We start from the raw sequence: 14,988 nt of genomic DNA on the forward strand, positions 1-14,988 counted from the left end.
CCCCGCCCCCGGGGCGTCCGCGTACTCAACGCGCGGCGGCGCCCGGCCGTTCACCCCGCGACGGACCGCCCCGGGTGAGGTACGTCACGGCACGCAACCCGGCAGGGGGCCGCCGCGTCGCCCGCGGCGCCGGTTGGACCGGCGGACGCGTGGTTGGCCAGGATGGCCCGTATGACTCCCGTTCCCTGCGACCCGACCTTCCCGTCCCCGGCCGGCCCCGCGGAGGGGCCGGTCACCCTGGATCGCCGCGAGGGCCCGTACGGCGAGGTGGTGCTGCGCCGGCGCGGCGGCGCGGACGGCTCCGGTGGCGCGCCGGTCTTCGAGATCATCGCCAACGGCTGCTTCCTGATGGACACCTCCGACGGCCGCTCCGAACGGCTGCTGATCGACGCGGCGCTCGCCGCCCTGCCGCCGGAGCGGGAGCGTCCGGCCGCGCTGATCGGCGGCCTCGGCGTGGGATTCTCGCTGGTCAGGGCGGTGGAGGAGCAGCGCTGGGGGCGGATCGAGGTGATCGAGCGGGAGGCCGCGGTGATCGACTGGCACCGCACGGGCCCGCTGTCCGCGCTCACCGGCCGGGCGCTCGCCGACCCCCGCGCCGCGATCGTCCACGCCGATCTCGTGGCCCATCTGCGCGAGGACACGCCCCCCGGTGCGTACGACGCGCTGTGCCTGGACATCGACAACGGCCCGGACTGGACCGTCACCGACGGCAACGACGGGCTCTACTCCCCCGCCGGGCTCGCGGCCTGCCGTGCGGCGCTGACGCCGGGCGGGGTGCTGGCCGTCTGGTCGGCGCAGCCGTCGCCCGCCTTCGACCAGGCACTCCGGAATGCCGGGTTCCAGCGTGTTCGCACGGAAGAGGTGCCCGTTGCCCGAGGTGTCCCCGACGTCGTTCACCTCGCGCACAAGGGCGCGTAGCCGACAGTCACACCGTGCGCTTACGCTGCTCCCCTGGATGTGACGCGGCGCCGCGGCACACGGCCCCGCACGGGCCGCCGCGCGCCGCGAGGCCGCACATCCAGTCACTACGCGACCAGGCACACGGGGACATGCAGGGGCGGGCGATGGACCAGACTCAGACCAGCCAGGGCGGTACCGCCGCGGCCACGCCGGGCGCCCAGCGCCGGGTGCTGGTCGTCGAGGACGACCCGACGATCGTGGACGCCATCGCGACCCGGCTGCGCGCCGAGGGCTTCCAGGTACAGACGGCCACGGACGGCCCCGCGGCCGTCGACACCGCCGAGGCGTGGCAGCCGGACCTGCTGGTCCTCGACGTGATGCTGCCGGGCTTCGACGGCCTGGAGGTGTGCCGCCGGGTGCAGGCGCAGCGCCCGGTGCCGGTGATGATGCTGACCGCGCGCGACGACGAGACGGACATGCTGGTCGGCCTCGGCGTCGGCGCCGACGACTACATGACCAAGCCGTTCTCCATGCGGGAGCTGGCCGCGCGGGTGCACGTCCTGCTGCGCCGCGTGGAGCGGGCGGCGCTCGCCGCGCACACCCCGCGCAGCGGCATCCTGCGCCTGGGCGAGCTGGAGATCGACCACGCGCAGCGCCGGGTGCGGGTGCGGGGCGCCGATGTCCATCTGACGCCGACCGAGTTCGACCTGCTGGTCTGTCTGGCCAACACCCCGCGCGCGGTGCTCTCGCGTGAGCAGTTGCTGGCCGAGGTGTGGGACTGGGCCGACGCGTCCGGGACGCGCACGGTCGACAGCCACATCAAGGCGCTCCGCCGCAAGATCGGCGCCGAGCGCATCCGTACGGTCCACGGCGTCGGCTACGCGCTGGAGACCCCGCCCGCATGACCCGTGGCTGGCGGACGCGCGGCCGCGCCCTGGCCGAGCGCCTGTGGGAGGGGCTGCGGCCGCTCGATCCCTACCGTTCGGTGAAGGCGGCGCTCGGCGCGCTGGTCGTCGTCTCGGTGATCATCACCACCCTGCTGGTCTTCGTCGCCATCCACTCGGCGACCGAACTGCGGGTCATCACCGTCTTCTCGATCATCGCCTCGCTGCTGATCACGCAGTTCGTGGCGAACAGCCTGACCGCGCCGCTGGACGAGATGACGGATGTGACGCGGTCGATGGCGCAGGGCGACTACACCCGCCGGGTGCGCGCCGAGCGGCGCGACGAGTTCGGCGACCTGGCCAGCGCCTTCAACCGTATGGCGGCCGACCTGGAGGCGGTGGACACCCACCGCAAGGAGCTGGTCGCCAATGTCTCGCACGAGCTGCGCACCCCCATCGCGGCGCTGCGCGCGGTGCTGGAGAACGTCGTCGACGGCGTCTCCGAGCCCGATCCGGAGACGATGCGGACGGCGCTGAAGCAGACCGAGCGGCTGGGCCGGCTCGTGGAGCATCTGCTGGACCTCTCCCGGCTGGACAACGGCGTCGTCCCGCTGCACTGCCGCCGCTTCGAGGTCTGGCCGTACCTGTCCGGGGTGCTGAAGGAGGCCAACATGAGCCGCGGCGCCTCCACCCTCGCCGGAACGGCCGGGTCCGGCACCCACACCCGTACGGACGTCCATCTCCACCTGGACGTCTCGCCGCCGGAGCTGACCGCGTACGCGGACGCCGAGCGGCTGCACCAGGTCGTCGCCAACCTCATCGACAACGCCATCAAGCACAGCCCGCGCCACGGCCGGGTCACCGTGCACGCCCGGCGTGGCGAGGGCCCGCAGAGCCTGGAGCTGGATGTGCAGGACGAGGGCCCGGGCATCCCGGAGGCGGAGCGCTACCGCGTCTTCGAACGGTTCAACCGCGGCGGTCCCGCCCCGTCCGGCCCGGGGACCGACGGCGGTACGGGGCTGGGCCTGGCCATCGCGCGCTGGGCGGTGGATCTGCACGGCGGACGCATCGGCGTGGCCGAATCCGACCGCGGTTGCCGGATCCGGGTCACTCTTCCGGGAACGGAGTCCGGCCGCGGCTGACGACCCGTGGCGTAGGGTCGGTTCCGGAAGCACACGAACGGCGGTGCACGCCCCTGATCAGGGGCGTCTCCCCGCGGCGAGTCGTACCCGCGCGCGGACGAACCCCGAGTGTTTCCCGCCAAGTCATGCCGCGAAACCCGTCGGCGAATGTGACGTGCGCTACCTGTACCCCTCCCGGACTGCACCAAAGGTTCCAAGAGGCGTAGCCTTTATTTCCGCTGTCCACCACCTTAGGAAGCGGAAGAGGGCGGTTGCCGCCGTGTCGCCACAGTCCCCCAACAGCTCGAACATTTCGACCGACCAGGACGGGCAGGGGAAGTCCCCTGCCGCCGCGTTCGGTGCGAATGAGTGGCTCGTTGACGAGATCTACCAGCAGTACCTCCAGGACCCGAACTCGGTAGACCGAGCCTGGTGGGACTTCTTCGCCGACTACAAGCAGGGCGCCACCGCCGCGCCGAGCCAGCCGGCCGAGGGCCCCGCCCCCGTACCGCCGACCCAGGAGAAGCCCGTGGCCACCCCGGCGTCCGCCCAGCCCGCGACCCCGGCCGCCCCGGCGCAGCCCGCCGCGTCCGCCCCGGCCCCCGCCAAAGCGGCCCCGGCGACCGCGAAGCCCGCGCCCGCCGCGAAGCCGGCGGCCGCCAAGCCCGCCGCCACGAAGGACACCGAGGCCCCGGCCGGCCCCGAGCTGGTGACGCTGCGCGGCCCGTCGGCCGCCGTCGCGAAGAACATGAACGCCTCGCTGGAGCTGCCGACGGCCACGTCCGTCCGCGCGGTCCCGGTGAAGCTGCTCTTCGACAACCGCATCGTCATCAACAACCACCTCAAGCGCGCCCGGGGCGGGAAGGTCTCCTTCACCCACCTCATCGGGTACGCGATGGTGCAGGCCCTCAAGGCCATGCCGTCGATGAACTACTCCTTCCAGGAGAAGGACGGCAAGCCGACGCTGGTCAAGCCCGAGCACGTCAACCTCGGCCTCGCCATCGACCTGGTGAAGCCCAACGGTGACCGCCAGCTCGTCGTCGCCGCCATCAAGAAGGCCGAGACGCTCACCTTCTTCGAGTTCTGGCAGGCGTACGAGGACATCGTCCGCCGCGCCCGCAACAACAAGCTGACGATGGAGGACTTCACCGGAGTCACCGCGTCGCTGACCAACCCGGGCGGTATCGGCACCGTCCACTCCGTGCCGCGGCTGATGCCCGGTCAGGGCCTCATCATCGGCGTCGGCGCCATGGACTACCCCGCCGAGTTCCAGGGCACCTCGCAGGATGCCCTGAACAAGATGGGCATCTCCAAGGTCATGACGCTGACCAGCACCTATGACCACCGCGTGATCCAGGGCGCCGCCTCCGGCGAGTTCCTGCGCATCATGAGCCAGCTGCTGCTCGGCGAGAACGACTTCTTCGACGACATCTTCAAGTCGCTGCGGATCCCCTACGAGCCGGTCCGCTGGCTGCGCGACATCGACGTCTCCCACGACGACGACGTCACCAAGGCCGCCCGGGTCTTCGACCTGATCCACTCCTACCGGGTCCGCGGCCACGTCATGGCCGACACCGACCCGCTGGAGTACCACCAGCGCAAGCACCCCGACCTCGACATCATCGAGCACGGCCTCACCCTGTGGGACCTGGAGCGCGAGTTCGCGGTCGGCGGCTTCTCCGGCAAGTCGATGATGAAGCTCCGCGACATCCTCGGCGTGCTGCGCGACTCGTACTGCCGCACCACCGGCATCGAGTACATGCACATCCAGGACCCCAAGCAGCGCAAGTGGATCCAGGACCGTGTCGAGCGGCCGCACAACTCGCCCGAGCGTGAGGAGCAGCTGCGCATCCTGCGCCGGCTGAACTCCGCCGAGGCGTTCGAGACGTTCCTGCAGACCAAGTACGTCGGCCAGAAGCGCTTCTCGCTGGAGGGCGGCGAGTCCGTCATCCCGCTGCTGGACGCGGTCATCGACTCGGCCGCCGAGTCGCGGCTGGACGAGGTCGTCATCGGTATGGCCCACCGCGGCCGTCTCAACGTCCTCGCCAACATCGTCGGCAAGTCCTACGCGCAGCTCTTCCGGGAGTTCGAGGGCAACCTCGACCCGAAGTCGATGCACGGCTCCGGCGACGTGAAGTACCACCTGGGCCAGGAAGGTGTCTTCACCGGCCTGGACGGTGAGCAGATCAAGGTGACCCTCGCGGCGAACCCGTCCCACCTGGAGACGGTCGACCCGGTCATCGAGGGCATCTCCCGCGCCAAGCAGGACATCATCAACAAGGGCGGCACGGACTTCACGGTCCTGCCGGTCACCCTCCACGGTGACGCGGCCTTCGCGGGCCAGGGTGTGGTCGCCGAGACGCTCAACATGTCGCAACTGCGCGGCTACCGCACGGGCGGCACGGTCCACATCGTCATCAACAACCAGGTCGGCTTCACCGCCGCCCCGGAGTCGTCGCGTTCGTCGATGTACGCCACCGACGTGGCCCGCATGATCGAGGCGCCGATCTTCCACGTGAACGGCGACGACCCCGAGGCCGTCGTCCGCGCGGGCCGGCTGGCCTTCGAGTTCCGGCAGGCGTTCAACAAGGACGTCGTCATCGACCTCATCTGCTACCGCCGCCGCGGTCACAACGAGACCGACAACCCGGGCTTCACCCAGCCGCTGATGTACGACCTGATCGACAAGAAGCGTTCGGTGCGCAAGCTGTACACCGAGTCGCTGATCGGCCGGGGCGACATCACCCTGGAGGAGGCGGAGCAGGCGCTCCAGGACTTCCAGGGACAGTTGGAGAAGGTCTTCGCCGAGGTCCGCGAGGCCGTCGCCGCCCCGAGTGTGGCCGAGGTGCCGGACCCGCAGGCGGAGTTCCCGGTGGCGGTGAAGACCGCGATCTCCCACGAGGTCGTCAAGCGGATCGCCGAGTCGCAGGTCAACATCCCCGACCGGGTCACCGTCCACCCGCGTCTGCTGCCGCAGCTCCAGCGCCGCGCCTCGATGATCGAGGACGGCACGATCGACTGGGGCATGGGCGAGACCCTCGCCATCGGCTCGCTGCTGCTGGAGGGCACCCCGGTCCGCCTGTCGGGCCAGGACAGCCGCCGCGGCACCTTCGGCCAGCGTCACGCGGTGCTGGTCGACCGGGAGACCGGCGAGGACTACACCCCGCTGCTGTACCTCTCGGACGACCAGGCGCGCTACAACGTCTACGACTCGCTGCTCTCGGAGTACGCGGTCATGGGCTTCGAGTACGGCTACTCCCTGGCCCGCCCCGAGGCGCTGGTCATGTGGGAGGCGCAGTTCGGTGACTTCGTCAACGGCGCGCAGACCGTCGTCGACGAGTACATCACCGCCGCCGAGCAGAAGTGGGGCCAGACCTCCGGCGTCACGCTGCTGCTGCCGCACGGCTACGAGGGCCAGGGCCCGGACCACTCCTCGGCCCGTATCGAGCGCTTCCTCCAACTGTGCGCGCAGAACAACATGACGGTCGCCATGCCGACGCTGCCGTCGAACTACTTCCACCTGCTGCGCTGGCAGGTCCACAACCCGCACCACAAGCCGCTGGTCGTCTTCACCCCGAAGTCGATGCTGCGTCTGAAGGCCGCGGCGTCGAAGGCGGAGGAGTTCACCACCGGCGGTTTCCGTCCGGTGATCGGCGACGCGAAGGCGGACCCGAAGAACGTCCGCAAGGTGCTGCTCTGCTCCGGCAAGGTCTACTACGACCTGGCCGCCGAGCGGGACAAGCGCGGTGCCGACGATGTCGCGATCATCCGGCTGGAGCGGCTGTACCCGCTGCCCGGCAAGGAGATCCAGGAAGAGATCGCCAAGTACCCGAACGCCGGCAAGTACCTGTGGGTGCAGGAGGAGCCGGCCAACCAGGGTGCGTGGCCGTTCATCGCGCTCAACCTCATCGACCACCTGGACCTGGCGGTCGGTGCGGATGTGCCGCACGGTGAGCGTCTGCGCCGCATCTCGCGGCCGCACTCCTCGTCGCCCGCGGTCGGTTCCGCCAAGCGTCACCAGGCGGAGCAGGCCCAGCTCATCGCGGAGGCGTTCGACGCGTAGTCGGCCGCCCCGGAGATCCGGGACATCGCGAAGGGCCCGTCCCCACGAGGGGGCGGGCCCTTCGCCGTACCCGGACGCGCTTTCCGGGGGCGGGCGGGCATTTTCGGGGGCGGCGCGCATTCCGGAGGGGACGCGCCTCCCCGGAGTGGCGGGCCCGCCGGGCCGGTGCCGGGGCGGCCCGCCGGGCCGGTGCCGGGGCGAGCCCGCCGGGCCGGTGCCGGGGCGAGCCCGTGGCGGTCCGTGCGGTGCGGGGGCGGGCTTTTCCGGGGCGGGCCCGCCGGGCCGGGGCGGTGCGGGGCAGGCCGTGCGCGGCGGTGTGTCCGGCCTGCCTATCCTGGCCGGGAACGTCCTACTGACCCCTGGTGGAGAGCCCGTGTATTTCACTGACCGCGGCATCGAAGAGCTGGAGAGCCGACGCGGCGAGGAGGAGGTCACCCTCGGCTGGGTGGCCGAACAACTGCGTACGTTCGTCGACCTGAACCCGGACTTCGAGGTACCGGTGGAGCGGCTGGCGACCTGGCTGGCGCGGCTGGACGACGAGGACGACGAGTAGCCGCAGACGACGCGCCCCGCGGGGCGACGGGACCGGGGCCGGCGGCCGGGAGATGTCTCCCGGCCGCCGGCCCTGTCGCGTCTACGGCGTCCGGCGCTTCCCTGGCGTCCGGGTCCCGCCTTCTCGGCTTCCGACTTCCGACTTCCGACTCCCGACTCCTGGCTCCCGACTCCCGGCTCCCGGCTCCCGGCTCCCGGACCGTGGCTCCGCCTCTCGCGTCCTCGTATCTCGATCGCGCCGACGGCTTTCTTCCCCTCCCCTCCCCCGCTTCCTCTCAGCTTCACTCTTGACTTCGCCCTGCCGCGATATATCGTGTATGGAGAAGACGCGATATGTTGCGTTGCGTTTCCGTCATCCGGGGGTTCGGTATGTCCAGCACGTCGAGTTTCGGTACGTCGAGTTCTTCTGCGCCCGGGTCCGGTGCGCCGGGGGGTTCGCAGCCGCGCTATCCCCTCCGCGTGACCGAGCCCAGCACCCTGGAGATCGACGAGCCCGTGCGGGCCCTGGAGATCCGGCTGTGCGGCGGCGCGGTCAACGTGGTGGGCGCGGCCGAGGAGGGCCCGGCGCGGGTGGAGATCGGCGAGATCACGGGCGAGCCGCTGACCGTCTCCCTCGACGGCGGCACGCTCACCATCGAGTACGACAACCCGCCCTGGAAGGGCCCCTGGAAGAAGCTGTTCACCTTCCTCCAGCACAAGGGGTGGCGCGACCACGGCGCGGTGGTGTCGGTGACCGTCCCGGCCGCCACCCGCGTCGACGTCAGCTCGGTCGGCGCCACGGCGATAGTGACGGGCGTCGCGGGCCCCACCCGGGTCCATACCGTCTCGGGCGACAGCACACTCGTCGGACTGACCGGCGAGGTGCGCGCGGAGACCGTCTCGGGCCGCGTCGAGGCACAGGGCGTCACCGGCGGCCTGCGGTTCCACTCCGTCTCGGGGGATCTGACGGTGCTGGACGGCGGCGCGGCGACGGTACGGGCGGATTCGGTGAGCGGTGACATGGTCCTCGACCTCGACCCGTCGGACCGAGGCGCGGACATCCACCTGACCAGCGTCTCCGGTGAGGTGGCGATCCGGCTGCCGGAGCCCGCCGACACCCGGGTGGAGGCGGGCACCACCAGCGGCACGGTCTCCAACGCCTTCGACACACTGCGGGTCGGCGGCGGATGGGGCGCGAAGAACATCAGCGGAACGCTCGGCTCCGGTGCGGGCAGACTGAAGGCGACCACGGTCTCCGGCGGCCTCGCGCTGCTGCGCCGACCGGTCTTCGAGACCGCGGGCGGCCACCCCGGCGACGGCCCGGCCACCCCGCCCATAGAGAAGAAGGTGCTCTGAGCATGCCCCCCGTCTTCGCCCACGGCCGTCTGCGCCTCTACCTCCTCAAACTCCTCGACGAGAATCCGCGCCACGGCTACGAGGTCATCCGTCTGCTGGAGGAGCGCTTCCAGGGGCTGTACGCGCCGTCGGCCGGTACGGTCTACCCGCGGCTGGCGAAGCTGGAGGCCGAGGGCCTGGTCACCCACGCCAGCGAGGGCGGCCGCAAGGTCTACTCACTCACCGACGCGGGCCGCGCGGAGCTGGCCGGGCGCGGCGGCGAACTGGCCGAGCTGGAGCTGGAGATACGCGATTCGGTGGCCGCGCTGGCCTCCGACATCCGGGCGGACGTGAGCGGTTCGGCGAGCGACCTGCGCCGCGAGATCCGCGAGGCCGCCCAGCAGGCACGGGCACAGGGCCGTCAGGGGCACGAGGGCGCCGGGCCGGAGCCCGGCGACAAGGAGGCGTGGCGGCAGGCGAAGGAGGAGTTCCGCCGCGCGAGGGAGGAGTGGAAGGAGCAGGCCCGCCGGGCGAAGGACGAACGCCGCCGCGCCGAGCAGGAGACCCGCCGCGCTCGTGAAGAGGCCCGCGAGGCCCAGGCGTTCGCCCGCGAAGAGGTGCAGCGGGCCCTCCGGCGGGTCCAGGAGCAGGCACAGGAGCGGGTCCGCTCCGGCGACTGGGCGGGCGCGGTCCGCGAAGCGCTCTCCGAGGTCTCCCGCGAGGTCGGCCGCTTCACCGGTGGCCCGTACACCGACGACCACACAGGACGGGAGAGCGCCTCGCGCCCTCCGGCGGACGGCGGAGCCCGGCCACGCGACGACCAGCCGCGGGACGGCGCCGGGCACGAGGCCCGTTCGGAGGGGGCGGGCGGGTCGGCGGGCGGCGCCGGGGCGGACCGGACGGCGCCCGACGGCGTGCGGTTCGACAAGACCGCCGGAAACGGGGCGAGTCCGGATGCGGGCCCTGCGGCGACCGCGTCGGAGCGGTCCGGGGGCGCGGCCACGCCCGCGTGGGCGGATGAGCCGGCGGGCCCCGATCCGGCCCGGGACTTCGACCGTCTGCTGGACCGCTTCCGCGACGACCTCCGGGACACCGCCCGCGACCACGGCGTCACCGCCGCTCAGGTCCACCGGGCCAGGCACCGTCTGGCGACAGCCGCCATGGAGATCGACACCCTGCTGCGGGAGCCGGGAGAGGGGTGAACGGCGGGCAGGAGGGCGCGAGCCGCGCCGGGGCGGCTGGGCGGGTCGGGGGCTGCTGGGTGGTCCGTGCGGGGGCGGCTGGGCGGCACGTTCGCCGGGCAGGTACGCCGGGCCCGCCGTCGGCGTGACATCCGGCCGACGTAGCCGAGCGCCACGCAGCACTGCGGTACTCGTCAGCGGGGGCCCGGACGCGCAGGAGGAAGGGGCCTCCAGGAGCCGGGGGGAAACGACCCCAGGGGCCGCCGGGAGGAAGCGGTCTCCAGGGGCCGGGAGTTCGCCCCGCCGGGCGGCGCGTCACCGCGCCGCGTCGCACCCTCGCCCCTCCCGCCTCCGTCTCACCCGGGGCCACCTCGTCTCTTGGTGTCCGTGGCTCCTCCGGCGTGCCCGCGCCTCCTCTGTGCACTCACCCGACCTCCGCTACGGAGAGTTATTTCCCGGAGCCAGGATTCACGGGACGTAATCGGGGAACGTCATCTCTCGCACGGTTTTTCGTTCGGCGCCGGGACGGTTCCCGGGCCGGGGCCGGGCGGGGCCGTGTGCGGAGCGGGGTGCGTGTGGGTTGTGTCCCGCTGTCCGTGCGGAGTTGATCCGTACGGCATCCGCCGCCCCGTACCGGCACCACACGGTCCGCGGACGCGCCCGAGGCGTGGACCCCTGGCCCTCGCGGCGCGCGCCAACGGCCGTTTCCTCTCTGCACGCACGCATCGTGAAGGCCATGAGGTACAGCGATGTCGGACTACCCTTCGGTCGCCCGCCGCATGTGGCAGCGGCTCGAACCGCTGCACGCCACCGCCTACTCCACCCCCGAGGCCCAGTGGGTCGCGGCGGGTCTCGGTTACGACACCACGTCGCGCCGCCCCGGCTACTTCGCCTGGCGCACGGCTCCGTTGGGGGCCGCCGGCCCGGAGCTGGTGACCGCGGCGTACTACACCTTCGCGCCACGGCTGGTGGCCCAGTACGTACCGCGGGTCTGGGCGACGGCCCGGCCGGGTGCGGTGCTGGACGCACGGCTGCGGGCCGTCGACCGCGCGCTGACCCGGATGCTGGGCGATCGGCTGTCCGGCCCCGAGATGGCCGAGGCCGCCCAACTGGCGCGGCGCGCCGCGGAGAACGCGCCTGCCGTGGGGCGTCCGCTCGCCGCCGCCAACCGTGATCTGCCCTGGCCCGCGCCGCCGCATCTGGTGCTGTGGCAGGCCACGGCGGTACTCCGTGAGCATCGTGGTGACGGCCATCTCGCGGCCCTGCTGACCTGGGGGCTCGACCCGTGCGAGGCGCTGGTGTCGCATGCGGCGGCGGACGGCGGGCGCGATCGGCACGGCTGGATCGCCCCCGTGTCGGCCGCCGCCCGGGGCTGGAGCGCCCGGGAGTGGAGCGACGCCCACGACCGGCTCGCGGCCCGCGGCTGGCTCGCGCCGGACGGTGGCGCCACCCCGTTGGGGCTGCGGGAGCGGGAGGCGATCGAGCGGATGACGGATCAGTTGGCCGCGGGGCCCTGGCGCGCGCTCGGTCTGTCCGGGGCCGAGCGGCTGTCCCTGCTGCTGCGCCCGTTGAACCACGCCCTGTTCGCGGCGGGCGTCCGGCCTCCGGACGCGGCGCCGGAGCCCGTACCGCCATATTCCCGGGGGACGTTGCCGACGGGGCGGCCGGCCGTGGGCGCCCTGCGGAGCACGGAGACCGTGGGCGCCGTGGGCCCTGCCCCGTCGGGCCGGATCCCGCCGCCGTCCGCGCCGCCGCCCCCGTCCTCGCCATCCTTGGCGTCGCCCTCGTCGCCCTCGTCGCTCCCGTCGCCGCGGTACGCCGACCCGTCCGCCCCGGTGGCCGCCCTCGCGGGTCCCGGGGGCGCGTCGTAGCGCCGGGGCGGGAGGGAACGCCGGGCGGGCTTCGGGCGGGCGGGCCTCGCGGCCGTGTACCGGCGCGTCCGGGCCGTGTCCGGATGTGCACTGCCGGAGGCCGGGCCTCGCGCCTGCGTGCCGGTACGCCTCGTACCGCTCGGGAGAGTTCCCGCCCGCCCCGGCTCAAGGCGCCGCGTACCGGTGGATCTCGCGCCCATCGGGAGATCCCCTGCCCGGCCCCGGGCAACCGCCTTGACCTCAACCGCACTTGAGGAACCAGACTCCGGGAGGAGCGCGGGACACCGGGAGGAGCGCGGGGCACCGCGCGCCCGTTCCGCCGATCGCCCCGCTCGCTCTGCCCGTCCGCCCCGGGGTGCTTGGTTCCCGCCCCCGTCCCCCTACTCCCCTTCCCGTCATGAATGGAGCATGTGATGCCCAGGACCTCCCGTTTTCCGGATGTGCGGCGAGCCGACGCCGCGACCGCGCTGATCAGCAGGTGGATCGTGCCGGACCCCGCGGTGCAGAGCGCGGTGGCCGATGCCGTGCTCGGCGTGTGGGAGGCGCAGGAGCGGCCGGACGCGATGTTGTCGCTCTCGGTGTTCCTCGGGCTCGACGGTACGGAGGTGCTGCACCACGCGCAGTGGACCAGCGACGAGGCGCACCGGGAGTGGGCGCGGGCGCACCGGCCGGCCGCGCTCGCCCCGCTCGACGCGGCGATTCCGGGAATCCGTCGGCCCGGTCTGGTGCGTTACCGCCTCGACCGCAGCCATGTGCCGGAAGGTGCGTCGGGGAGAGAGCCGGGAGCACTGGTCACGCCGGTCTTCGCCGTCTCGGGGCCGGCGGCCCGGCGGGCGCTGGCGGACGCCGTGCTCGGTGCGCTGGCCGACGCGCGGGTGCCGGGGCTGCTCGGCGCGCATCTGCACGTGAGCGAGGACGGTTCGCGGGTGCTCAACCACGCGGAGTGGGTGGATCTCGCGGCGTGGCGGGCGTTCGCCGACGGCCCGGTGTCGGCGCGGATCGCGGAGCGGATCGCGGCGCTGGACGGCGTCACCCCGGTGCCCGGCGGCGCGGACGGCGTCCCCCGCTACCGTCTGCACGGCGCTCTGGAGAACGTGGCGCCGCCGGCCTGACCGCGTACCCGAGGGGTGCCACCCGGGAGACCGCGGGGCCGTCCTCCCCGGCGTCCGGCACCGTGAACGCCACCGTCCCGGAGCCCGCCGCCTCCCGCTCCTCTCCCCCGTCAGCGTGGTCACCGCGGCCCCGGACCCGCCGCCTCCCCTACGTCCCCTGCGCCACCTCCGTCAGCGTGATCACCGCCGCGATCCCCTCCGTACGGAGTTCCGCGGCCGTCCCGGCAGGCAGCGACGCCGCGTCGTACACCCCGAGTTCGGCCACCGCGACGCCCTCGGACATCAGGACCGCACCACTCGGGGCCGCGGCCTCGCCGCCCGGGGGCACGGCCGCGGCCCCAGGCTCGTCCGGCCACTCCCCCCTCCCGTCCGGCAACGCCACCACCAGCCGTACCCCGGCCGTACACGGCAGGTCGTGCGTGCCCCGGACGAGCGTGACGTCCGCGCGGGCCCGGCCCTCGCGGACCATGACGTTGAGGTTGACGACCGGGCCGGAGACGAGACGGGAGCCGGTGGTGGCGGCGCCGGGGAAGGCGAAGGGGGTGTGGCGGGCCAGCGGCGGGTGGGCGGTGCCGTCGACGGTCAGGTGCAGCCCGGCGCCGTCGACGACGGTGAGGACGCGGCGGATGCCGGGGAGCGGGGAGTACGGCCCGTCGCGGGTGACGTCGGCCAGGCTGACCCGCCAGGTGAAGGCGGACCAGCCCGCGCCCTCGGGGTGCGCGGCGATCTCCCGCGTCACCCCGCCGCCGTTGCTCCACGGCGCGGCGGTCCGCCCCGCCGCCCGCAACACCCGTACGTCGCCTGCCATATGGCCCCTCGCCTTCCGCCGTCCCCATTCGGCCACTCGGCCCTTCGGATCCGCCGGGCCGTCAGGCCACCGGACCGTCAGGCCGCCAGATCACCGGCCGCCGGGCCGCCGATCCGCCGGACGGCCCGGCCGCCGGTCCCTCAGACCGTCAGGACGACCTTGCCGAACAGGTCACCCTCCGCCATCTTCGCGAAGCCCTCGCGTGCCCGGTCCAGGGGCAGGGTCGAGTCGATGACGGGGCGGACGCCCTTGGCGGCGCAGAAGCTGAGCAGGGAGGCCAGTTCCTCCTTGCTGCCCATCGTGGAGCCGATGATCTTCAGCTCCAGGAAGAAGATCCGGTTGAGTTCGGTGCGGTCGGGGTGGAAGCCGGTGGTGGCGCCCGAGATGACGAGGGTGCCGCCGGGGCGCAGCGACTTGACGGAGTGCGCCCAGGTGGCGGCGCCGACCGTCTCGATGACCGCGTCCACCCGGTGCGGCAGCCGCTCCCCGCTGCCGAACGCCGCCTCGGCGCCCAGCTCCACGGCGCGGCGCCGCTTGGCCTCGTCGCGGCTGGTGGCGAAGATCCGCAGCCCGGCGGCGGCGCCCAGCACGATCGCGGCGGTCGCCACCCCGCCGCCCGCCCCCTGGACGAGCACGCTGTCACCGGGCCGCACCCCGGCGTTGGTGAAGAGCATGCGGTACGCGGTGAGCCACGCCGTGGGCAGGCAGGCGGCCTCCTCGTACGTCAGCTCCTTCGGCTTGGGCAGGACGTTCCAGGTGGGGACGGTGACCTGTTCGGCGAAGGTGCCCTGGTAGCGCTCGGTGAGGATGGAGCGGGGCTCGCCGGGGCCGGTGCCGTGACCGGTCTGGCCGATGACGGAGTGCAGGACGACGTCGTTGCCGTCGGCGTCGGTCCCGGCGGCGTCGCAGCCGAGGATCATCGGCAGCACGTCCTCGGTGATCCCGACCCCGCGCAGCGTCCACAGGTCGTGGTGGTTGAGGGAGGCGGCCTTGACGTTGACGGTGGTCCAGCCCGGTCGGCTCTCCGGGGCGGGCCGTTCGCCCAGTTCGAGGCCGTCGAGCGGCTGGTCACGGTCGATGCGCGCGGCATAGGCAGCAAACATGGACCCAACGTAGGCCGCGGACGCCCGGCGCGGTACGGGGCGAAGCTGTGACGCGCACCGCGTGCACGGACCGGCGTAC

At 73.1% G+C, this 14,988-nt stretch carries 11 protein-coding genes; 9 read left to right on the plus strand and 2 right to left on the minus strand.

Features of this window, described 5'->3' with window-relative positions:
- Nucleotides 1–171: 171 nt before the first annotated feature.
- The 9 genes from ACGH2B_RS07385 (at nucleotide 172) to ACGH2B_RS07425 (ending at nucleotide 12,998) form a co-directional block, all read left to right on the plus strand.
- On the plus strand, nucleotides 172–918 hold the full coding sequence (locus tag ACGH2B_RS07385) for a spermidine synthase (RefSeq protein WP_399085916.1): 747 nt from the start codon (nucleotides 172–174) through the stop codon (nucleotides 916–918).
- Between the two features lie 146 nt (nucleotides 919–1,064).
- Nucleotides 1,065–1,805, plus strand: a complete 741-nt coding sequence (locus ACGH2B_RS07390) for a response regulator transcription factor (protein WP_030280798.1) — start codon at nucleotides 1,065–1,067, stop codon at nucleotides 1,803–1,805.
- Entirely contained in the window at nucleotides 1,802–2,926 is a 1,125-nt protein-coding gene (locus ACGH2B_RS07395; RefSeq protein WP_399085919.1) for an ATP-binding protein, read from the plus strand. Before ACGH2B_RS07390 ends, ACGH2B_RS07395 begins: the two co-directional genes overlap by 4 nt.
- 259 nt (nucleotides 2,927–3,185) lie before the next feature.
- Nucleotides 3,186–6,968, plus strand: coding sequence for a multifunctional oxoglutarate decarboxylase/oxoglutarate dehydrogenase thiamine pyrophosphate-binding subunit/dihydrolipoyllysine-residue succinyltransferase subunit (locus tag ACGH2B_RS07400; RefSeq protein WP_399085922.1), 3,783 nt, complete (start codon nucleotides 3,186–3,188; stop codon nucleotides 6,966–6,968).
- 373 nt (nucleotides 6,969–7,341) lie between these two features.
- Entirely contained in the window at nucleotides 7,342–7,521 is a 180-nt protein-coding gene (locus ACGH2B_RS07405; RefSeq protein WP_018536135.1) for a DUF6104 family protein, read from the plus strand.
- Nucleotides 7,522–7,979: 458 nt separating this feature from the next.
- On the plus strand, nucleotides 7,980–8,855 hold the full coding sequence (locus ACGH2B_RS07410) for a DUF4097 family beta strand repeat-containing protein (protein ID WP_399085925.1): 876 nt from the start codon (nucleotides 7,980–7,982) through the stop codon (nucleotides 8,853–8,855).
- 2 nt (nucleotides 8,856–8,857) lie between these two features.
- Complete coding sequence (locus ACGH2B_RS07415; protein ID WP_399085928.1) at nucleotides 8,858–10,036, plus strand: helix-turn-helix transcriptional regulator; 1,179 nt, start codon at nucleotides 8,858–8,860, stop codon at nucleotides 10,034–10,036.
- Nucleotides 10,037–10,764: 728 nt separating this feature from the next.
- Nucleotides 10,765–11,886, plus strand: coding sequence for a hypothetical protein (locus ACGH2B_RS07420; RefSeq protein WP_399085931.1), 1,122 nt, complete (start codon nucleotides 10,765–10,767; stop codon nucleotides 11,884–11,886).
- Nucleotides 11,887–12,299: 413 nt separating this feature from the next.
- Entirely contained in the window at nucleotides 12,300–12,998 is a 699-nt protein-coding gene (locus ACGH2B_RS07425; RefSeq protein ID WP_399085934.1) for an antibiotic biosynthesis monooxygenase, read from the plus strand.
- 148 nt (nucleotides 12,999–13,146) lie between these two features.
- On the opposite strand, the gene ACGH2B_RS07430 is transcribed toward ACGH2B_RS07425, so the two are convergent.
- Together ACGH2B_RS07430 and ACGH2B_RS07435 are read right to left on the minus strand one after the other, a co-directional pair.
- Nucleotides 13,147–13,806, minus strand: a complete 660-nt coding sequence (locus ACGH2B_RS07430; RefSeq protein ID WP_399085937.1) for a HutD family protein — start codon at nucleotides 13,804–13,806, stop codon at nucleotides 13,147–13,149.
- A 140-nt stretch (nucleotides 13,807–13,946) separates the two neighbouring features.
- Nucleotides 13,947–14,909, minus strand: coding sequence for a zinc-binding dehydrogenase (locus tag ACGH2B_RS07435; RefSeq protein ID WP_399085940.1), 963 nt, complete (start codon nucleotides 14,907–14,909; stop codon nucleotides 13,947–13,949).
- Between the last annotated feature and the right edge of the window lie 79 nt (nucleotides 14,910–14,988).

Origin of the sequence: Streptomyces sp. BBFR2, from assembly GCF_044497305.1 — a bacterium.
Lineage (GTDB): Bacteria > Actinomycetota > Actinomycetes > Streptomycetales > Streptomycetaceae > Streptomyces.